Annotated in this window: 18 protein-coding genes; 4 read left to right on the plus strand and 14 right to left on the minus strand. The window is 38.2% G+C overall.

Annotation, left to right across the window (positions count from 1 at the left end):
* The first annotated feature begins 141 nt into the window (after window positions 1-141).
* On the plus strand, window positions 142-855 hold the full coding sequence (locus KKC46_03675) for a VPLPA-CTERM sorting domain-containing protein (protein MBU1052917.1): 714 nt from the start codon (window positions 142-144) through the stop codon (window positions 853-855).
* Between the two features lie 74 nt (window positions 856-929).
* Here the strand turns inward: KKC46_03675 and KKC46_03680 are convergent, their stop codons facing one another.
* From KKC46_03680 to KKC46_03710, 7 genes are all read right to left on the minus strand, one after another.
* Complete coding sequence (locus KKC46_03680; protein MBU1052918.1) at window positions 930-2,024, minus strand: metallophosphoesterase; 1,095 nt, start codon at window positions 2,022-2,024, stop codon at window positions 930-932.
* Between the two features lie 48 nt (window positions 2,025-2,072).
* Window positions 2,073-2,693 carry a hypothetical protein gene (locus tag KKC46_03685; protein MBU1052919.1) on the minus strand — a complete coding sequence of 207 codons (621 nt, stop codon included), beginning with the start codon at window positions 2,691-2,693 and terminating at the stop codon, window positions 2,073-2,075.
* Window positions 2,694-2,695: 2 nt separating this feature from the next.
* Window positions 2,696-3,334 carry a L,D-transpeptidase gene (locus tag KKC46_03690; protein ID MBU1052920.1) on the minus strand — a complete coding sequence of 213 codons (639 nt, stop codon included), beginning with the start codon at window positions 3,332-3,334 and terminating at the stop codon, window positions 2,696-2,698.
* A 4-nt stretch (window positions 3,335-3,338) separates the two neighbouring features.
* Window positions 3,339-4,436 (minus strand): L,D-transpeptidase, encoded by a 1,098-nt coding sequence (locus KKC46_03695; protein MBU1052921.1) that lies wholly within the window; start codon window positions 4,434-4,436, stop codon window positions 3,339-3,341.
* 177 nt (window positions 4,437-4,613) lie between these two features.
* Window positions 4,614-5,210, minus strand: coding sequence for a DUF4398 domain-containing protein (locus KKC46_03700; GenBank protein MBU1052922.1), 597 nt, complete (start codon window positions 5,208-5,210; stop codon window positions 4,614-4,616).
* 547 nt (window positions 5,211-5,757) lie between these two features.
* On the minus strand, window positions 5,758-5,964 hold the full coding sequence (locus KKC46_03705; GenBank protein MBU1052923.1) for a heavy-metal-associated domain-containing protein: 207 nt from the start codon (window positions 5,962-5,964) through the stop codon (window positions 5,758-5,760).
* Window positions 5,965-5,979: 15 nt separating this feature from the next.
* Entirely contained in the window at window positions 5,980-6,936 is a 957-nt protein-coding gene (locus KKC46_03710; protein MBU1052924.1) for an FHA domain-containing protein, read from the minus strand.
* Window positions 6,937-7,274: 338 nt separating this feature from the next.
* On the opposite strand from KKC46_03710, the gene thrS reads away from it, so the two are divergent.
* Window positions 7,275-9,188, plus strand: a complete 1,914-nt coding sequence (gene thrS, locus KKC46_03715) for a threonine--tRNA ligase (protein MBU1052925.1) — start codon at window positions 7,275-7,277, stop codon at window positions 9,186-9,188.
* An 11-nt stretch (window positions 9,189-9,199) separates the two neighbouring features.
* Here thrS and KKC46_03720 read toward each other — a convergent pair whose 3' ends face one another.
* Entirely contained in the window at window positions 9,200-9,424 is a 225-nt protein-coding gene (locus KKC46_03720) for a hypothetical protein (protein ID MBU1052926.1), read from the minus strand.
* Between the two features lie 741 nt (window positions 9,425-10,165).
* Here KKC46_03720 and KKC46_03725 point away from each other — a divergent pair.
* Window positions 10,166-10,462, plus strand: a complete 297-nt coding sequence (locus KKC46_03725) for a hypothetical protein (protein MBU1052927.1) — start codon at window positions 10,166-10,168, stop codon at window positions 10,460-10,462.
* The gene (locus KKC46_03730) at window positions 10,410-11,285 is read left to right on the plus strand and encodes a hypothetical protein (GenBank protein ID MBU1052928.1); all 876 of its coding nucleotides are present in this window, start codon (window positions 10,410-10,412) and stop codon (window positions 11,283-11,285) included. The genes KKC46_03725 and KKC46_03730 overlap by 53 nt, the downstream gene beginning before the upstream one ends.
* Here KKC46_03730 and KKC46_03735 read toward each other — a convergent pair.
* The 6 genes from KKC46_03735 to KKC46_03760 all read right to left on the minus strand — a co-directional run bounded on the left by KKC46_03735 (window position 11,205) and on the right by KKC46_03760 (window position 20,255).
* Window positions 11,205-11,549, minus strand: coding sequence for an SBBP repeat-containing protein (locus tag KKC46_03735; protein ID MBU1052929.1), 345 nt, complete (start codon window positions 11,547-11,549; stop codon window positions 11,205-11,207). The two genes, KKC46_03730 and KKC46_03735, sit on opposite strands and share 81 nt — an antisense overlap.
* A 641-nt stretch (window positions 11,550-12,190) precedes the next feature.
* On the minus strand, window positions 12,191-13,630 hold the full coding sequence (gene creC / locus KKC46_03740) for a two-component system sensor histidine kinase CreC (protein MBU1052930.1): 1,440 nt from the start codon (window positions 13,628-13,630) through the stop codon (window positions 12,191-12,193).
* Entirely contained in the window at window positions 13,627-14,325 is a 699-nt protein-coding gene (creB, locus tag KKC46_03745) for a two-component system response regulator CreB (protein MBU1052931.1), read from the minus strand. Before creB ends, creC begins: the two co-directional genes overlap by 4 nt.
* 30 nt (window positions 14,326-14,355) lie before the next feature.
* Complete coding sequence (gene xrtK / locus KKC46_03750; protein ID MBU1052932.1) at window positions 14,356-15,204, minus strand: exosortase K; 849 nt, start codon at window positions 15,202-15,204, stop codon at window positions 14,356-14,358.
* A gap of 160 nt (window positions 15,205-15,364) precedes the next feature.
* The gene (locus KKC46_03755; protein MBU1052933.1) at window positions 15,365-17,383 is read right to left on the minus strand and encodes a VIT and VWA domain-containing protein; all 2,019 of its coding nucleotides are present in this window, start codon (window positions 17,381-17,383) and stop codon (window positions 15,365-15,367) included.
* 199 nt (window positions 17,384-17,582) lie between these two features.
* The gene (locus tag KKC46_03760) at window positions 17,583-20,255 is read right to left on the minus strand and encodes a PAS domain-containing protein (protein ID MBU1052934.1); all 2,673 of its coding nucleotides are present in this window, start codon (window positions 20,253-20,255) and stop codon (window positions 17,583-17,585) included.
* Between the last annotated feature and the right edge of the window lie 61 nt (window positions 20,256-20,316).

A 20,316-nucleotide genomic window follows, 5' to 3' on the forward strand; every position in this document is an offset into this window, starting at 1 on the left:
GGAGTATGCCATTTATCTTGATATAATAGGACTATTTTGCTAAGCACCTTTATTATAAAACAATTTCTCACCTAAATTATATACATTGCAATATAAAAAGTTTTAATCGTTATACTTGAAGTTTTTAAACGGAGGGATTCGATGAAAAAGTTATGCTATTTTGCTGTATTATTTCTGTTTTCAGTTATTTTTATTAGCTCAACTCAAGCGGATGTCACAAATTATGGTGTGACAATCGACAGGCGACAAGAGGGTGGAACATTTACGAATTATTTTTGTACGGATGTTTGGGGTACAGGCATTACTTCGATAAATATTACTTCTCCATCAAGTAATATTTATTCACTTTTGTACGAACCATCGGAAGCACAATGGGCCTTTGATAAAGCAGGCGGTAGTGAAATTTTTAGTGAATTTATAGATGGAACCTATGTTTTTAATGTTATTTACAATGATGATAGTACTGAATCTTTTGATGTAGATTTTGCCGGAACGTATCCTCCTTATCCGGAGCTTGTATCTATAAATTCTGCAAATATAGTATGGAAACAATGGCAAACGCCAACAGATCCCATAGGGATTGAGGTTGGAATCGAGTCCGAATATGGCGATGAGTTGTCAGATTGGTTGCCGTCATCCGGTACTTCGTATTCTCTTCCAAGCGGTTTTTTAAAAGATAATACATTATACGATATTAATATACTCTTTTTAAGTAGCAGTTACCCTAATGCACATAAAAATAGTGAATTAGGGTTAACTTATCATCACAATCCCATTCCAATTCCAGGGGCATTTTGGCTTTTAATCACCGGATTGGCAGTTATCGTGGGTATCAGAAAGAGAGTCAAGACGTAACAAGAATTTTCTGCAAATAAGGGCGGAGGCAAAATCGGCTCCGCCCTTTTTCATATCCTGATCTTGTGTTCCGATTACTTAGAGCGCAGTGTTATTTGAAGTATTTCACCAGGGCGAAAGAGTCTCATGCGTGGTCCCCATGTGCCGGTGCCGCGGCATACGATAACAGCCATACCGTCAACAGTATATTGACCCTCCATGAGAGGATAAAATAAGCGTACAAGATAACCAAACGGCCATATCTGCCCTCCGTGGGTATGGCCGCAAAGCATTAACCCCACCCCGGCTTCTGCCGCTTTATCGGTATCCCATGGAGTATGGGAAAGAAGTATTGTAGCACCTTTTGGGCGGTCTTTTAAAGCTTGATGCACCGGATCAATGTTATATCCTTTTCTGCTAATGATTGTAAGATCATCCACTCCGGCAACAATAAACCCTGGTTTGACTTCTTCCCAGCGATTTCTCAAAAGATTAACTCTGGCATTCTCAAGAAGCTGCTTGCCAACATTGCCGTAAAATTCATGGTTGCCTGGTACAGCAAACACACCCAAAGGAGCTGAGAGCCGCTTAAATGGTTCAATTAAATCATCATCAATTTTGCCGTGTCCTTCAAATGTATCGCCAAGCAAAACAACAAGGTCTGGCTTAAGATTTTCTACCTGATCTATTCTATCATTCAGCCATTTATTTCCAAGCAATGATCCCAGATGAGTATCGGACAGTCCCGCAATGACTGTTTTATCCATATCATGGGGAAGGCCGGGAAGTGTGACTTCATATTTTTCAATGACTGGCGCCCGAAGACCTTGATAGAGTGCAAATGCAGATAGTACTATTCCTGCCAATAGAGCCCATCCGCGCAAAAGAGTAGCTATACGCGGGAAAAATGCACCAAAAAGGGTTATGATATCTACTGCCAGAAGAGAAACAAACAGCAGAAACAAGACAGCCATCCAGTTCATTCCGGCAAATTCGAGAATATATGCAAAAACTCCTTTATTATTGTGCCCGATAAGGCGAGCCGATAAAAACAGCGCCCATAGAAATATGCCTGTTCCTATAAGGATTAACCGGGGTATATGCTTTGTTATAAACGGGACAGAAGATGCACAACGGAAAACATAAATATGCATTAATGTTATAACAGATATAAGCATGATTCTGAACATGATTTCTCCTGGCAAAAAATAATCGGGAGTTTCTGAAAATGTTAAAGGTCACATATTCACGATTACGTCTGAATTTTCAGAAAGCGACCAGTAAATTGCTCTGGCATCATTTTCATTTAAAACTATATAGAAGGTTGTAAGCGGAGCGCCTTTTAAAGCTTTTAATATCATGGAGACCGGTCGAGTAAAAAATTTTGAAGATTCATAAAAAGCATTTCCTATTGTCGATATAAATCCCTCCGGTAAAGGCCTTATAAAAAATGTTACTCCGCTTTCAAAAACTATTTTAAATCTGGACGGCATATCTGTTAATTCAAGGGCATCTAATTCGAAGGAGTCCTTATTGCTATTACTGCCGGGGCGTATTGTTTCCCTTTCCGGTTTGATGAGAGTGCTTTTATTTTTAACTTTAAATATACTTACAGCAACAGGACTTCCCCAGTAACCGGATTTCTGTATATTTATTTCCTTCAGATTAATTCCTCTGGACTTTATATATATTTTATTTTCCTGTATATCAAAAACAAAATAAATATCCGGTTTGCGGGACAGTTTGATCTCTTCTTCAATTACCTTATTTTGTTTGATATAATTTTCATAGACGTTTTCGTCGGCATGCGCCTGAATGGAAAAGAAAAGTAGCAATATTGTTAATAGTCCGGATATCATAATTAAAATATATAGATCCTTGTGCCAATCCCTGCCGTCTTATAAACGGTTTTGAGGTCTTTATTGCCGACTCTTATGCATCCGTGAGTAACATTTCTCCCGAGCAGCCTTGTATAAAGTGTTCCATGAATGAAATATCCGTTTCCGAAACCCAGTGCATAATCGCCGAGAACCCCTTTTTCTATTCTTTTATTAGGATCTTTTGGTATTGCTCCGCCTTCTTCAATGAAGGCCCAGTCAGGCTTTGTCCATAAAGGTGAGGTTTGTTTCGATCTTACTTTGTATTCGCCGACGGGTGTGTCAAATACCCATTGTCGTTTACCGGAAGGATCTTTAAGCATATTCCCGCTTCCGCAAGATACAATTGCTTCAAAGATAGTTTTATTGCCTTTTTTAAGATAGAGCCTGTTCATGCTGCTGTCTATAACAATATAAATACCATGGGGATTATAACTTGCCAATTTTCGCTTAAGAGCCGAGTTTTTTTGCTTAAGTATGTTCAGGCTGGGTTTATGTTCCGTTTTTACTTTATCACCGGGGGAGCTTTTGCAAGTTCCGAGGTAATATCCGACAGACTCTATAGTCAAAAATATTATAAACAGCGCAATAAGTATTTTAATTAATTTCTTGTTGCCACCCATTATTTCAAAAACCTTCTGCGGCCGAGGAGAGTTTGTTGTTGCGGCCGATTGCTCCGACAATAGTTACAGGGGTACCTACGGGGACTATATTGAAGAGGTGATCGATTTTATTGTTATCCATTGCTAAGCAGCCATAAGTCATACTGTTTTTCCCGCCGCCGTGTATTTCTATAAGTCCGCCTATTTCGGCTCTTGCCGGGATAAGCCCTTTTTTCTTTGCCTGAATGAAATTTTTTCTGTCTTCCTCATTAGGGTAATTTAACAATAATGCCTTATGGTAGCGGCTCTCAGAATTTTTCTTTATTATCCTGTATTTCCCTTCAGGGGTTGAGTTGTCGCCTGCCCGTAGCTTATCAAGGGAGCCGTTGCGTCCGATTCCCACATTGTATATCCAAGCCGGTATTCCTTTTTTATACAGCACAAGGGTGCGTTCACTTTTATTTACGATAATTGCAGGAGTACCCTTTTTTTTTGATTCGGCAATTGTTTCATCAACCATTTTTTGCCATTTTCTTATATGAGTTTTATCTGAATAACGGTTTAATATTGGTAATATTGCGTTTTCAGATGCCTTGATATAGCCTGATAAATTATTTAATTTTTTTTCGGCAGTTTCATAATCTTTATTGTTGAACCGGGTTATTGCTTCAGACAGAAGAAGCTCGGCTTTTATAAGATCTTTTCTTGCGAGCCTTCCTTCATTTATCATTTCTGTCAGTTCTTTAATAGTTTCTATCCTGTTTTTTTCATACGATATTTGATTGGAAATTTTTTCATTTATTATTTTTTTCTTGTTTATAATATTTTTCTGTAACAAATAGCCTGTTAATAATATATTTTGCAGTTCGGATTTAACCGTGCCGTAATCCTGAAACAATACAAATCTTGCTCTTTCCCTTATAAGCTCATCTTTTGCCGTTTCAAACGATATTTTATAGTTATTATACTCAACCGGAGCATAGATTTGGGCTCCTATCCTCCATAAGTTATACTCCTGTTTTTCAGCTATTTCCAATTCAGGAGGAATCTGCTTGTCCTTACAACCAGTTAAAAATATAGCTATGGATAATATCAGAACTTTTATTATGGCATTTTTTATCATCAATATCAGTGTAAAAATTAAATTTTAGTTTATTACCCGATGTGAAAGATTTGTTTTAATTTTAGACTTAAGAGGATCTTATAAAAAATGAGTTCTAAAATCGAGGTACGGGCGATTTTAAAAAAAATCGCCCGTACCCATTGTTATATCAGATTTATAATTTTATTAAGGTGTTAATTATATCTTTTGTCCCACCTTTTCCATAGCCGTTTTTACCTGGTCTGAAATGCCGGTTGCCTTGTCTTTGATGGCGGTAGCTTTTTCGATAGCAGTATTATAGTCGGCGGAATCAATTGCAGTTTGTACTTCAATCAAAGAATCTTCCATACCTTTGAGATCGGCCTTAAATGCCTCTATATCAGCCATTGAGCCTTTTCCCTTGGGAGCTTGATCTAAAAGACCCTTGGCTTCCTCTATGGAAGTTTTTGCGGCTTCCTGTGCTGCTGTTGCATTATTTTTAGCCTCTTCTTTTTTAGCTTCCAAATTTACCTTAAGCGCATCTGCATCAGCTTTTGCTTTAGCCAGAAGTTCTTTGGCCTTGGTGTAATCTTTGAACGTTTTGTCATTCTGCAATTTGATTTCATCTTCTGCAGCCTGCATTGCATAATTTACATTTTTTACTTCTTCAGGCAGATATTTTTCGGCATCTTCTGATTTAGCAGCACTTACAGCAGTTTTTGCTGCATTAATATCTTCCGTAGGCTCTTTTGCACAGGCTGAGAATAAAAAAATTGCAGCCATTATCAATACAAGATATTTCATGATACTATTCATAACACTTCTTCCTTCCAATAAAAAATTACTTATAAATTAATTGTTAAAATATTTATGATCTTCTATGATTTCATATGTTAAGCTTTTTTTGTGTTTTTCCTCCTTTCGCGAGGGAAAAAACGCTGATGTATTGTGAATTATTACCAGGCAGGTGAAGCCCTTGTGGCATCCATGTCTGAAATGATAAAAAAACTACTGAAATTATAATGAAAAGCCTCGTAATAAAATTTGATCAGGAAAAGAGAATGGAAAACTGCCGTTAAGTCCTCGGGTTGGACCGGGTTGTATACCGAATCGAAATGCATTAACAGCTCGAGCCGGAAATAGCACATATGGCTTTTTCTTTCAAAAAAATTGTAACTAAAAAAATTAGGTGAAACTAAAACTTGAAATTGATTGCTGCGTAGCTGTGCAATAAAACCATATAAACAATAGGTTATCGATTTCTACGAGCATTTAAATATGATTTTCGGCTGAATTATAAGTCAGAATTTTGTATTGTCAATCTGCATTATGAATAATTTTATAAAATATTTGAGTGCGAGGATTAATCCGCTGCCGGATAATTAATCTCCTTGAGAGTGGTCTTAATCTTTTCCAGTGTGGCAGGTTTTTTCCATTCAACGGTTATTTCTTTTTTCCCATGGTCACCTTCTATCTTAGAAACACCGTCAATTGTACTAAGCTCATTTTTTATGGCCATTACACAGTGCTTACAACTGATATTAGGTATCGAAAATGATTTTTTCTCCATAGCACTCCTCCTGTCTTAGTTAATCTGGAAATTATGTACAGCAAGAAAGAGTTCAATATCTTTAAAGCTCAAAGCAGAAACTGTCAGGGGAATGGACTTTCCTTTAACAGTAATAGATCTTTCATCCTTAACAGGAAAATTTTCCGGCAGCATGCTGTAAAAATTTGAATTCATAACAACATCAGCACCAATTTCTTTAGAAGCTGATTCCAGCCTGAAGGCAACATTAACAACATCCCCCATGATTGTATTCTCTAAACCGATTCCAACAACAGCTTCTCCCTGATTTAACCCTACGCCTATTTTAAGAGGTTTTTTTAGTTTTGGAAATTTTTTATGAAGTGATGTTGTAAATTTATTAAGTTCAATGAGTGTTTTCAACGCCATAAACAAACTTTCCGTATCGCCTGAGTCAACTTCCCACTCTGCCAGTACGCAATCGCCGATGAATTTATCTACAATACCGGAATTATTCTCAACAATAGCCTGAACTCCCTCGAACCAGCCAGACATTAGTTCAGTCAGTGTTGTAATCGGAAGGCTTTCGGACATTGCTGTAAAATCTCTGATATCGGAGACAAGAACGACAATGGAACGGATATCTGTTCTGATAAAGTGCATTGTTTCATCATAATCAAAAGCAGTATCAGTGGTATTCTGTGTTTCATCCGGCCTTTTTTTATCCTGTATGAAACAAATTGTGTTATTGCCGATAGTAACCGTATCCTTATTTTTCAGTAAGACAGGAGCGCTTATTCGCCGGCTATTATGATATATGCCGTTTCTGCTGCCGGTGTCCAGAAGATAATATTGCCTTTTTCCTATAGAACGTATGATGCCGTGGTTTCTGGATACAAGCGGGTCTTGAAGGCATATGGTACTTGATTTGTCCCGGCCTATGGTCATAACATTGGAACAGAATAATTCTTCTTCTGTTTTATCTTTGCGAGTGATTTTAAGAATAGCTGACATATTAAGCATTATCCCTTATTTTAACCACTATCTGGAAGTGGGTTGCTAAATACTATGCTAATTTCTCAAACAAAACACGTTATGAGGTATATACTTTTTTGTTATAGAACGGTATTTGTACCACTGTGATTAAATATATATGGTCGATATCAGAACAAATATTCAATGTCAATAAATTATAAATAGTTAGGCGGAATACAAATTTATCTTGACCATCACCGATATTTCACCTAAATATTTGATGAATTTGAACAAAGCCCTAAAGCTCTCTGTTTTAGCCGGAGAGGGTTTAAGGTTAAGATAAATCCGATAAAATATCATCAGCAGGATTAATTATAATGGTTAATATTACACTTCCAGACGGCAGCATTAAGAGTTTTGAAAACCCTCTGTCGGGTCTTGATATAGCAAAAAGCATTTCGGAAGGACTTGCCAGAAATTGTGTGGCAATGGAGCTGGACGGAAAGCTTGCCGATTTGGATACTATTGTTTCAAAAGATTCCAAAGTCCGGCTTGTTACCACAAAAGACAAGGAAGCGCTTGATTTATTACGCCATAGCGCAGCCCATGTCATGGCCCAGGCAGTTTCGCATATTTACAAAGATGCGAAACTTACTATAGGACCTGTGGTAGAAGACGGGTTTTATTACGACATAGATATGGAGCCTGTTTCAAAGGAAGATTTTGACAAGATCGAAGTTGAGATCAAAAAAATTATAAGCTCAAAAATTCCATTTAAACGCAGGCAGGTACCTAAAGAGGAAGCCCTGAAATTTTATAAGGACGAACCTTATAAGCTTGAACTTATAACTGATCTCCAGGATGGGACTATATCATTATATGAGCAGGGCGATTTTACGGATTTATGCCGTGGTCCCCATTTGCCACATACCGGATTTATAAAGGCCATAAAACTGACCAAAGTTTCAGGTGCCTACTGGAGAGCGGATCAGAACAAAGCCCAGTTGCAAAGGATTTACGGGACAGCTTTTTTTACAAAAAAAGAACTCGACGATTATCTTTATTTCATAGAAGAGGCCAAAAAGAGAAATCACCGCAAAATAGGTATGGCGCTTGATCTGTTCAGTTTCCATGACGAAGCCCCCGGAATGCCCTTTTTTCATGCAAAAGGCATGAATGTGTGGGAAGCGCTTATAAACTACTGGAAGGCCGAACACAGGGCAGCCGGTTATGTTGAGACAAAGACTCCTATTATGTTGAACCGCTCTTTGTGGGAAAGAAGCGGGCACTGGGAAAATTACCGTGAAAACATGTATACAGCCGTTGTGGATGAAATAGAATATGCCATAAAACCTATGAACTGTCCCGGCGGGATGCTTCTTTTTGGCATGAAACCGCATTCATATAAGGATTTGCCTCTTCGATCCGCAGAAATAGGTCTTGTTCACAGGCATGAATTAAGCGGAGTTTTATCCGGCCTGTTCAGGGTCAGGGCTTTTCACCAGGATGATGCGCATATATTTATGACTCCCGAACAGATAGAAAGTGAAATTCTTGGAGTGTTAAAATTAGTTGAACGTATTTACTCTACATTCGGGCTGAGTTTTCATCTTGAGTTGTCCACCCGTCCTGAAAAATCCATAGGAAATGATGAACAATGGGAAATGGCTACAAAAGGTTTGCAGTCGGCTTTGAATGCCTATGGGATGGATTATAAAATAAATGAAGGTGATGGTGCTTTTTACGGACCAAAGATAGACATTCATATAAAAGATGCTCTCGGAAGAACATGGCAATGCGGAACCGTGCAGCTTGATATGGCACTTCCTGAAAGATTTGATCTTAATTATATAGATAAAAATAATGAAAAATGCCGCCCGATAATGATACACCGGGTTATTTACGGTTCTATAGAGCGATTTTTCGGAATATTGATTGAGCATTTTGCAGGCAAATTACCGCTCTGGATGGCGCCGGTTCAGGCTGCATTGCTTCCAATAAACGACGAGCTTATCCCATATGCATCTGAAATCAGGGATATACTTGAAAAAGAAGGGATACGCACCGAACTGGACAGCAGAACCGAAAGTCTGAAAAAGAAAATAAGAGATGCCCAGTTAAGCTATGTTCCGCTTATAATCACATGTGGGCCAAAGGAGATGGAATCAAAAACAGTTTCCGTAAGGAACTTAAGCGGCAAGATCAAGTATGGGGTTACAATTGATGATTTTGTAAAAATTGTACTTTCTCATGTCAAAGAACGAAAGCTTGATCTTGAAATATTTGAATAAAGATTTGTACTTCAAAAACTGCCCCAACCGGAACGGTGACTACCATCTACTGTTTTGACATCGAATCCGTGTAAGTTAGCCCACGTTCTTCCTCCTGCTTCGAGAGTGCCGGAACCGGAATTGAGATAATCTTCTGCCATGGATTGATCTCCGTATTCAAGCAACACAACAACAAGTTCATCCTGGGAACCTTCGATTCCCAGCTTTATCGCCAGTAAAACGAGACGGGTTTGCATATCGGGATGGGCGACAACTTGCTGGCATAGCGAAATCGTGACAGCTTTCTTGTCTAAAGCCTGGAGACGGATATACAGTTTCCAGCCCTCACCCCTGTCTGTCCAATATTCCTGGTTAGTTAATAATTCCCCGGCGCTAACCCGACATTCGCGAAGAAGAATAAATCAAAATATATTTAAAAACATACAATTGTTTAAATTCAGCCAGTTATAAACTTTGCCAATAATTGGTCAAGTTTGCATACCACATAACCCACTTAAATTATTGACCCTGAAAGTTTGGGAGCCATATGTAGTACCTGTATAGATTGCTGTATATTATATAAATATCTTGGCCTATGCTTTTAAGTCTGCTCTAATTCCGATGGATTACTACCATAGGAGACTAAAATGTTTTTCAGAGAATAAATATCAAAGAATTCAAAACAGCCAATCCTTCAGTTGGTCGAAAACATATGCATGGAAAGTGGGCCAAGGCAGAAATTGGTCGTATCTTTAGGTACACTGATTAAAATTCCAAAAGAACAACGACAGGAAGTCGCGCGGATTGTAAAGGGTGTAATTAAAAGTGTTGGTAGGGCAAATAATTGATCTTTAAAATATATCATATTGGAAACAATGCGAATAGTTGCTTAAGAATAACTTGCTGTAATCATTAAATAATTCTATACTTTTTAATTTGACTAGTGTATAGGTCGGTTTAGGCAACCAAATTAATAACTTGTGAAGGAGGAACTGCCGATGACTGACCGCCAAAATGATAGCTTGGAAAAGAGATTAAACAAACACCCCCATCTCAAAAATAGAATTGTACAATTCTTGGAAATCGTAGAAAACCCTGATGGAGATTTAAAAAGAGCCGACGAAGCTGAAAAAAGAGTGATTGAAGAATTGCGTAAAATGGGTAATGAAGTATTGCACGATTGGGCTGTAGGCAGAGAAAAACAAGAAGCAGAAGCTGGAAATAAAAAGGGATTGGTAAAAAATGGTAAAAAAAATAACTTGGCATACAAGTTATGGGGAAATATCTGTTTTTGAGAGAACTTTTTTAGATAAAGGGAAGTTGCATAGACCTTTTTCGTATACGGCAGAAGTAACAACCCGCTGCTATTCGCTTCCTTTGCAGCGTATCATCACGGACTTTGGAGCAGATGTATCATTTCAAAAGATATCTAAAAAACTAATAGAGCATTATGGAATAAGTGTTTCTGTCAGTTCAGCGCAAAAGATCACAGAGAAGCATGCTGAATCCATTAAGAGAATAGAATATCTACATAGAGATATACCCGAAGATGATGGGGTAAAATGTTTGATATGTGAAACAGATGGAACAATGATTCCAATAGTGGATACTGTTGAAAAAAACGGAACCTCTGTAGACAAACGAAAGACTCGTAGCGTTCGATGGAAGGAAGCGCGTTTAGCTTTTGCCCGGCAGAAAGATAAGGTTGATCGGATATTTAGTGGTACACTTGGTTTGACAGATATGGCCGGAGACCATCTATTTGATTGTGCTGTTAGAGCTGGATTCGGGGGTAAAACAAAAGTACATTGTGTTGGTGACGGAGCCCCATGGATTGCAGAACAGGTAGAAAGAGTATTCGGCAATCATGGGAATTATTTAATCGATTTTTATCATTTATGTGATTACATGGCAGCAGCTTCTAAAAAGTGTTTTCCGGAAAATCCGGATGCTTGGCTGGATCAACAAAAAAAGAGAATGGAAGAAGGAGCTGTCAATGAAGTATTGAAGTCTTTGTCGTTACATGAAGAACCGAAATCAATACAAGACAAAGATGCGCCGGTTCGTTGCTGTTTGCGCTGTACCACCAAATTCCTTTATCCAAATATATTTGCCTAATCTATCAAACTTTGCCACGTAGCGCTTGAGGCCGCCCTCAACAAGGTAAACATTACCATTACTGTCTGCTGCAATGGATCTTATTGAATGAATCCCATAGCTACCAATGTATGTTGACCAAACCAGTTTTCCGTTTTCGTTGAACTTCGCAAGAAATGCCTCGTGAGCGCTTTTCGCTGTTGGTTGTATTGCATTGACTGTTGGGAAATCTGTGGATGAGGTATGACCAGCTACATAAAGGCCACCAGAGCTGTCAACTGCCACTCCTGATACCACGTTGTGAACCGAAGGATAAGAGCCATAGGCATCAGAGCCACCGAGATGAGTCGCCCACTGCAGTTTTCCATCAGGCGAGAATTTGGCAACTATACCGCTATAGTCACCCTGTCGCTTTTCTTGAATAGCATTTAATGTTGGAAAGTTATCCCAGTACTGGGTATACCCACCGATGTAAATATTCCATCACTGTCTACACGAATACAGTTTGCACGGTCATCGCCTTTACCACCAAGGTAGGTACTAAAAGCTATCTGAGAACAAGATTTTCTTTCAGCAAGCGAAGATCTTTTTAAACGAAAAACTTGCTGCTATTGCAGATGTAACAGCTATAAAGCTTAGTGATATAATAACAAGCTGTATTATGAATCTATCAGGAAAGTATTTCATCAAAGCCATTCTCAGCCCCCTATAATTTATTCTATAAGTTTCTTTATAACTCTAAAAATATCTTCTTAAGATTTATAATATTAAAGCACGTAATATTGAGTGATACTGTTAACAACAAGAAGTAAAAACAACAACCCGATAGACAACATAACAGGCCTGCAAGGAACTCTTCAAAAAATCGATAACATCAATTGTTAATTAATCATAAAGTTTATGGCCAAGTGTTAAATTATGAACTCTCAATTTTTTCCAGTTATAGGAAGAACCATTGTTGCAACTACTCCTTTGCTGGAACGGTTTTCAAGAAACACATCTCCATTATGAAGTATTGCCACTTGTCTGGCAAAATTTAAACCCAGGCCAGTACTTTTCTTTCCAGTATCAGGCCGTTGAAGAGAAAAGAATTTATCGAAAATTTTATCACCGGCATAATCCGGGATGCCGGGGCCGTTGTCTGCCACTTCAAAAATCACATTATTTTCTTCGGTTCTGGCTGTTAATTCAATCTGCTCATGGGGCATACTGAAATCAACTGCATTCTGGATAAGATTGGAGATGGCCTGATGAAGTAAAAATGAATCCCCCTGGATAAATATATCTTCTTTTATTTTAAAATTTATACTAACTTTTTTTATGGAAATGCTTGCTTTCTTGCTTTCAAGTACGGTTTTTACCAGTGAATGAATAGTCAATGTCTCAGATTTTTGTATGCTTTTTAAGTTTTCCAGAACCGATAATTCCAGCATCTGATCAACTATTCCCTGAATTCGATTGGTCTCAAACCTGATGTTTGCCAAAAACTGCTCGCGTTTATCAGGCGGCATATCTTCTTGTAGTAATTCCGCTGCTCCGCGAATGCCTGATAACGGGCCCTTTATTTCATGGGTTAAATTCTGAATATATTGTTCTACATATTTTTTGCCTTCCAAAGCCTCCTGCATTTTTATAAAAGCATTTCCGAGCTCTCCGACTTCGCTTTTATCAAGTTTAGGAAAAGCCGGTCTTTTTCCTGCTCCAACACCATTGGCATAATTGGTTAACCGTATAATCGGGCGGGTTATCCAGATCGAAACCAGATATGCCATAAATATTGCTGCCAAAAGAGAGATGGCTCCGATTCCTATAATCCGGGGCTTGGCCCTTCTCAAAAAATTATTGATATTCGTGGTTGGTTTTGCAACGGTTAGTACTCCGGCGATTTTGTTATTAACCATTATAGGTGCAGCCACATGCAGAACAGAAGAGTTTGAGTCATCTTCATTTTCCAAAGTGGACCTTGCTCCATATCCGCCAACTAAAGTCAAATAGACATCCCGCCAGTTGGAATAATCTTTACCCAATTCGTTGCTGCTATATGAATTAAAAATTACTTTTCCGGAATTATCTGTAATATAAACCCGGATGTCCACTTCCGTTTTTAAAAGGTCGTAGATTCCGGCAGAAAGATTTCGTGCATAGACATTTTTAAATGCTTTATCAAATTTTTCAGGATTAAAACTTCCTGATTCCATTTCAATCCCCACTATTGAAGCAAGGATATTGGCCTGATCAACAAGCGGATCTTCAACTCCTTCTAAATAACGGATGCGAAGATTATCAAGTATCCAGTTTATGGGAGGATAAAAGCAAACCACAAATATCAAAAGAGAACAGATAAAGATTCTTACTCCTAATTTCATAAGCCCTCTTTCAGTGAATATCCCGTTCCACGATGTGTTACAATAGGCTCGATTTCACTATTAATACTTTTAAGTTTTGCACGAATGTTTTTAATATGGGCATCAACGGTTCGATCCATGCTGGCTTCAGGTTCGTCCCACACAAGATCCATAAGCTGATCACGAGTATAAACTTGCCCCGGTCTTTGGATGAATGTTTTTAAAATATCATACTCATAACGGGAAAGCTCAATCGGCGAATCGAAATAGGTTATACGACGTTTTGATTCGTTAATTTGGAATGTTTTTGGTTGCAATGCTTTGGGCGAAGGAACCTGGGCATTTGAATTTGATACGCGCCGCAATACAGCTTTAACCCTTGCTGTAAGTTCTCTTGGGCTAAATGGCTTAACCACATAGTCGTCTGCGCCGATTTCAAGACCTACCACACGATCTACTTCATCTGCTCTGGCCGTTAAAAAAATAATGGGGATAGTATAAGTCTTTCTGATTACTTTGCACAGTTCAAGACCATTAATATCCGGCAAACCAATATCAAGTATAATAAGGTCCATCTTCTTTTCAGATAATAGTTGCATGACAGGGTTGCCGGATGAAAGGCAACTAACATCAAACCCGTCAGTTTCAAGAGCATACTGGATGGAATCTATAATTGTAGGTTCATCTTCAACAATAAGAATTTTTGGCTTCATGATATTAGTCCCTGTTTAGAATGTGTCGAAATCTTACGATTGCAGTTTGTCAGAATTATCAGGGTATAAAAGTGTACGAATACCGGGTTTTTTATGGCTTGCAATTTTATCTTTTAATTTCACATAAAACAACTGAAAACAGAAAAAAGCCAGGCAGATGAATGAACATATAATTATTACCACAGCAGTATATTCTCCAAAAAGATTTATGCTTTTCTTATACCAGCCGTTTATTAATGGAACCCCCAGCATGATGAGCCAGTACCATATAAGGGGAATCAAAATACTAAGATTTTGTTTCCCTTCAAACGGCTGCATAGGTGTTTTGGTTTCTTTGGGTTTCTTTTTCATAAGATTAAGTAGATATTTATTGAGAATTAATCGAATAGTAAAATAGGCGATATAAAGGCAGGACACATAAATAATAATTCCTGCCGCCAGATGAATCCGTGATGGCGTAAACCATCCCATGCTAAATCCCGATTCATACAAATTAATTGATATGATAATTCTAACTGTATTTACAACAAGTGTTAGCACAAAAGCTGCTGCAAGACTGAAAAACAGCCACAAGAACTTTTCCGTAATATATCTCAAGCGATAAATCCCGTAAAAGGCTATCATGCAAAAAGATATGATCAAAAAATTTACACCTGCACAAGCCGGAGCTATGATAACGTGATTTTCGCTACAGATAAAACCCTGACCTTTTTCCAGTTCAAAAGTAACCGGCATAAACATTTCTATCAGATTTGCAGTAGGAGCCAAAATCCAGACCAGATCACCGCTATCCGCATGGCTGTAATGATACTTAAAGCCAAAAGCTATAACCAGTGCAATTGTATAGAAAACAAGCTTTTTGGGGAGAAGATATCTTTTCAAAAGAACCTCTTTTATAATTTTGTATGTAAGGGTTCAAGGATTCGAGGATTCCAGGGTTCAAGGGTAATAATGAAAAGGATTTCCTTTGATCACTTAGCCTCATGAATCCCTGGACTCTCAGTCTATCGGCTTACACCAATGGCATTTGATTAATTCATATCTAAATTTTCGGTTTTTTTAACCCCACCTTTTTTAACATAAGAACTCCACCCGTAATAAAACCAAGTGCAATAATCAAAAGCAACATATCCGGTTCCGGAACACTTGCCATACTACCACCTACAGCAAGATTTGATACATTTTTTGGTAAAGGCAGAGGTTGGTTTACATCCTCACTTTGTCCTTCGGGATTGACCACAACTTCACGTACTGCTACAAAAGAAGTATTTGTAGTAAGCAGATTATATGAAATTCCTAAAGAGGTTACTTCTTTTTTGTTTTCTTCACTGTTATAATTGAAGTTAAAATCCGAAAGCTGTGCAATACGGGTCCTTGCCCACAAATATTTAAGCGCATGATTTGTTTCCAAAGGTTTGGCTTCGGATACATTGATTGTTTGAACATATTCTCCCGATCCGCTTTGCCCGCTAACTTCGATAACACCCTTCGCATTATTCCGGTATTTTCCGAAAACAACTACCGGCCTTTTTGCAAAAAGATCGGGAATACTTTCAGGTTCAATATCATATGCTTCAAACCCGGATTTGTTTAACGAAATGCCGGTTAAAACAGGAGACTGGATATATTGCCTGAATTTTTCTGCGACAGGATAGGCTTCTTCAGGCTTTGTAACAACAAAGGGTTCTCCCAGTCCTGCTTTGGCAATGCCTTCTATTAGGTATCTATTTACACTGCTTCCAATACCGAACGAAAAAACATTTGTCCGGTTAAGATTATTATGAATCAGGTCAAACACATCTTTTTCAGCAGTGATATAGCCGTCTGTAACGATTACAATACTTCTTGAAAATGATTCATCTTTGTCAATATCCATTGCCTTTTTTAATGCCGCATACAACTCGGTTCCGCCACCACCCGACTGCCCATCAATCAATCGTATGGCCTGATTAATATTTTCCTTATTTGCAGGCAAAGAAGTAGAAGACATCAAATTTGATCTGCCTGCAAACAGAATCACATTAAATTTATCGGTTGGCTTAAGTTTTCCGATAAGATTTTTAAGAAGTATTTTGGAAGTATTTAATGGAAAGCCATGCATGGAACCTGACACATCAACGACAAATATATACTCACGCCCTGGGATATTTTCAGGCAGTATTCTTTCCGGAGGTTGTACCATAAGCAGAAAAAAGTTTTCATCTTTACCTTCATAAAGCAAAAGCCCTGACTCTATTTTTTCACCAGCCAGCCGGTATTTTAATATATAGTCGCGGTTTCCTGCAAAATCTTCAGGATCTTTAAGAATGATGTCGGCAATGGAATCGCTTTCATATTTAATATTGGTTGCATGTGATGTGCAAATTACTTCCTGAAGAGCAATCCCTGTTGAAACATGGGCGTTAATATTAAAATGTGTCCGGGGCAAAGATCCTTCTTTAAGATAAGGATTTTTAACCCACAGATCGGTTTCAGGCGAATTCGCTTCTGTCTGGCTTGAGTAACGGGGGCCAACAACCGTTGGGTAAATAAATGAATAAATGCCGTCTGTCGGCACCAGAAGCTCCGTATAACTTAATTCAACAAGTATGGAAGTATTCGGCATGATATTGGCTACATTCATTGAAAATACATTAGGTCGCTGCTGTTTTAAAAGCGATGCGCTTTTACCCTGTTTTTTAGCTGTATCAAAGATTTTTTGGGCTGCTTGCCGTTCTTCAATCTTTGCGGTTATTATCTCGTCTCCAACCATCATTTTCATGCCGTGCACAGCAGCCCGTGTGGACGCCGGAAAAATATAGCGCGCACTAATGGGTTTTACCCCATTGTTTTTATACTTTTGGGTAACAACCACCTCTGCAATCACACCGGTTATATTAACTTTCACGTCCGTTTCTTCAAGCGGGAAATTATCAACAGACGTATCACCGTTTTCGACATAAAAATACGGTGAAAGCGTTTTGTCTTCTTTGCTTTCCGCAAACCCTGTTTGGCAAACACAAAAAACAATAAATCCTGTAATAAGAAAAACCCAGCATCTTTTAAATTTGATATTCATCATAACCCCCTTTTGTTTGAAAGTTAAAAGCTGCAAACTTGATATTTTCAATTAATGGGGATTATGGATTTAAAATATGAAATGATTATGAAATGATTATGAAATTTTGAAGAAAAAAATTAGGATAGAAAAGTTTAGGGTTTAATATTAAAACTTACTTATACTCCTGTAATAATATATCATATGCAATGGGAGCCGGGCTCTATTCGTTTTTTAAATTTTTATACCAGTCCTCTTTTCCATACATTTCTTTTACACATACCGGGCACATGCTATGAGTGAATGAGGCATCTGTGTGAGTTTCAAGGTAGACCTCTATCTGGCTCCAATAACCCTTATCGGTACGGATATTTTTGCATTTTGAGCAAATAGGCAATAATCCTTTCAGCGTTTTGACATTATTAAGAGCCTTTTGAAGTTCCAGGATCAATTCCTCACGTTGTTTTTCAACTTTTTTGCGTTCAGTAATATCTAAAAGACACCCTATCTTTTTGATGGGGACACCACTATCATCTGTTATCGTTTCCCAATAAGATAAGATAACTCGCTCTTCGCCATCAGGCCGGATAATTCTGAATTCTTTCGGACCGATTATGTTCCCAACTTCCATCGCTTGGTCTTTTTTTTCAATATCATCTCTGTCATCCGGATGAATCCATTGGGTCAAATGATCTTCGGGTTTAACTTCATCCCTGCTAATACCGAAAATCCGGAATATTTCATCGGATCTTATGTAGCGATCATTAATTATATCATATTCAAATGATCCGAGATGCGCAAGCTGCTGGGCTTGAACTAATAAATTTTTACTCTGCCGGAGTTCTTCCTCCGCCTTTTTACGTTCGGTGATATCCAAAACAGACCCTATTATTTTACTTGGCATGCCGTTATCATCCATAAATGTTTTTGAATTGGCAGAGACAACCCGCTCTTCGCCGTCAGGCCTGATTATTCTGAATTCAAACAGATCGGTGCTATTTCCTGTTAGCGCCTGTTTAAACTGCTTTTCCACATCATCCCTGTCATCCGGATGAATCCATTGATACAAACGATCTTCGGGAGCAACTTTATCCCGCTTAATGCCTAAGATCATGAATAATTCATCAGACCGTTTGAAGCGATTTGTTTTTATGTCGTATTCATATGATCCTAAATGCGCAAGCTGCTGGGCTTGGTTTAATAAATATTCACTCTGCCTGAGTTCATCCTCAACTCTTTTACGTTCGGTGATATCCAAGAGATAACCTGTTCTTTTGATGGGTACTCCGCTATCATCAAATGCTATCTCCGCATTGGCAGAGACAACCCGCTCTTCACCGTCAGGCCGGATTATTCTAAATTCAAAGACCCCTATTTTATGCCCTGATTCCAATAGTTGAAAAATCTTATCTAAATGATTCATATCATCCGGATGAACACATTTGATTAGACGTTCTTCGGGATTAACTTCATTTTGTTTAATACCTAAAATCCGGAATAATTCATCAGAGCGTTCAAAACGATTTCTGCTCCTATCAAACTCATATGATCCTATATGCGCAAGTTTCTGGGTTTGGTTTAACAGATTTTCCCTCCGCCGGATTTCTTGCTCAGCTCTTTTATGTTCTGTGATATCCAAAACATATCCTATGAATTTAACCGGGACACCTTTATCGTCCAATATTATTTCTGACTTGGCCGAGACAACCCTTTCTTCGCCATCAGGCCGGATTATTCTGAATTCAACCGGTCCCGGGTTATTTACTGTTAGTGACAGTTTAAACTGCTTTTCTACATAATCCCTGTCATCAGGATGTATGGTTTTGATTATACGCTCATCGGAAACAACTTCATGCCGGTTAAGACCGAAAATCCGGAATAATTCATCGGATCGTTTGAATCTATTGTTAATCATATCGTATTCATATGATCCAAGATGTGCAAGTTTCTGGGTTTGGTTTAACAGATTTTCCCTCCGCCGCAACTTCTCATCTGCTCTTTTACTTTCGGTAATATCCAAAAAATACCCTATCATCTTAATCGGTATGCCACTATCGTCCAATAATATTTCAGAATTGGAAGAAACAATCCGCTCTTCGCCGTCAGGCCTGATTATTCTAAATTCAACCAGACCGACTCTATTCCCTGCTAACAGCAGCTTTATCTGCTTTTCAACATATTTCCAGTCATCAGGATGAATTCTTTTGATTATATCCTCTCTGGAGTCAACTTCATCCCGGTTAAGACCGAAAATCCGGAATAATTCATCGGACCGTTCGTAATCGTTAATCTTTATATCCAGTTCGTATGATCCAAGATGCGCAAGCTTCTGGGCTTGGGTTAACAAATATGCCCGCCTCCTGAGTTTTTCTTCCGCATTTTTACGTTCGGTAATATCATAAGAGATAACCATTAGAATTGAGTAAGTACCATCTTTATCTTTTATGGGTTGCGCATGAGACCAATACCATCTTTTTTTGCCGGAAAATTCAATGGGGATTTCATAATCAGCTGGTTGTCCTGTCTCAATAATATCAAGATTTTTTTTAACCAGGTCTTCAGCCATAGGAGATACAATGATTTCCGTTAGTTTTTTTCCTATAAGACTTTCGGGCTTAACGCCAATAATCTCAGCTGTTTTCCGGTTCATGAATATGAGCCTTGATTCTCTGTCATAAACATGGATCGGGTTGTTATAAAGATCGATTAGCTGTCGATATAAGTTATCAGCATGCTGTTCAACCTCTTTGAATCCTGTAGTATCCGAACGGATACCATTGCCCGCTGTATCTTTTGTCGGATCCGCATGCATACGTATTTCTTTTAATTCAATTAATTCTTTTTCTAATGTATTTACCTTTTGTACTAATTCTTCATAGGTCGGCTTCCTATCCATTATAAAACCCTCCAATGGGGTGAAAATCTCAATGAATAAAGAGCATATTTAGTGGGAAGCA

The sequence above is a fragment of the Pseudomonadota bacterium genome (assembly GCA_018817425.1).
GTDB lineage: Bacteria > Desulfobacterota > Desulfobacteria > Desulfobacterales > RPRI01 > RPRI01.

Excerpts from the sequence above, each read along its gene's own strand:
- KKC46_03675 (MBU1052917.1), top strand. The coding sequence starts at position 142 with ATGAAAAAGTTATGCTATTTTGCTGTATTATTTCTGTTTTCAGTTATT.
- KKC46_03680 (MBU1052918.1), bottom strand. The coding sequence starts at position 2,024 with ATGTTCAGAATCATGCTTATATCTGTTATAACATTAATGCATATTTAT.
- KKC46_03685 (MBU1052919.1), bottom strand. The coding sequence starts at position 2,693 with ATGATATCCGGACTATTAACAATATTGCTACTTTTCTTTTCCATTCAG.
- KKC46_03690 (MBU1052920.1), bottom strand. The coding sequence starts at position 3,334 with ATGGGTGGCAACAAGAAATTAATTAAAATACTTATTGCGCTGTTTATA.
- KKC46_03695 (MBU1052921.1), bottom strand. The coding sequence starts at position 4,436 with ATGATAAAAAATGCCATAATAAAAGTTCTGATATTATCCATAGCTATA.
- KKC46_03700 (MBU1052922.1), bottom strand. The coding sequence starts at position 5,210 with ATGAATAGTATCATGAAATATCTTGTATTGATAATGGCTGCAATTTTT.
- KKC46_03705 (MBU1052923.1), bottom strand. The coding sequence starts at position 5,964 with ATGGAGAAAAAATCATTTTCGATACCTAATATCAGTTGTAAGCACTGT.
- KKC46_03710 (MBU1052924.1), bottom strand. The coding sequence starts at position 6,936 with ATGTCAGCTATTCTTAAAATCACTCGCAAAGATAAAACAGAAGAAGAA.
- thrS (MBU1052925.1), top strand. The coding sequence starts at position 7,275 with ATGGTTAATATTACACTTCCAGACGGCAGCATTAAGAGTTTTGAAAAC.
- KKC46_03720 (MBU1052926.1), bottom strand. The coding sequence starts at position 9,424 with ATGCAAACCCGTCTCGTTTTACTGGCGATAAAGCTGGGAATCGAAGGT.
- KKC46_03725 (MBU1052927.1), top strand. The coding sequence starts at position 10,166 with ATGACTGACCGCCAAAATGATAGCTTGGAAAAGAGATTAAACAAACAC.
- KKC46_03730 (MBU1052928.1), top strand. The coding sequence starts at position 10,410 with ATGGTAAAAAAAATAACTTGGCATACAAGTTATGGGGAAATATCTGTT.
- creC (MBU1052930.1), bottom strand. The coding sequence starts at position 13,630 with ATGAAATTAGGAGTAAGAATCTTTATCTGTTCTCTTTTGATATTTGTG.
- KKC46_03755 (MBU1052933.1), bottom strand. The coding sequence starts at position 17,383 with ATGATGAATATCAAATTTAAAAGATGCTGGGTTTTTCTTATTACAGGA.
- KKC46_03760 (MBU1052934.1), bottom strand. The coding sequence starts at position 20,255 with ATGGATAGGAAGCCGACCTATGAAGAATTAGTACAAAAGGTAAATACA.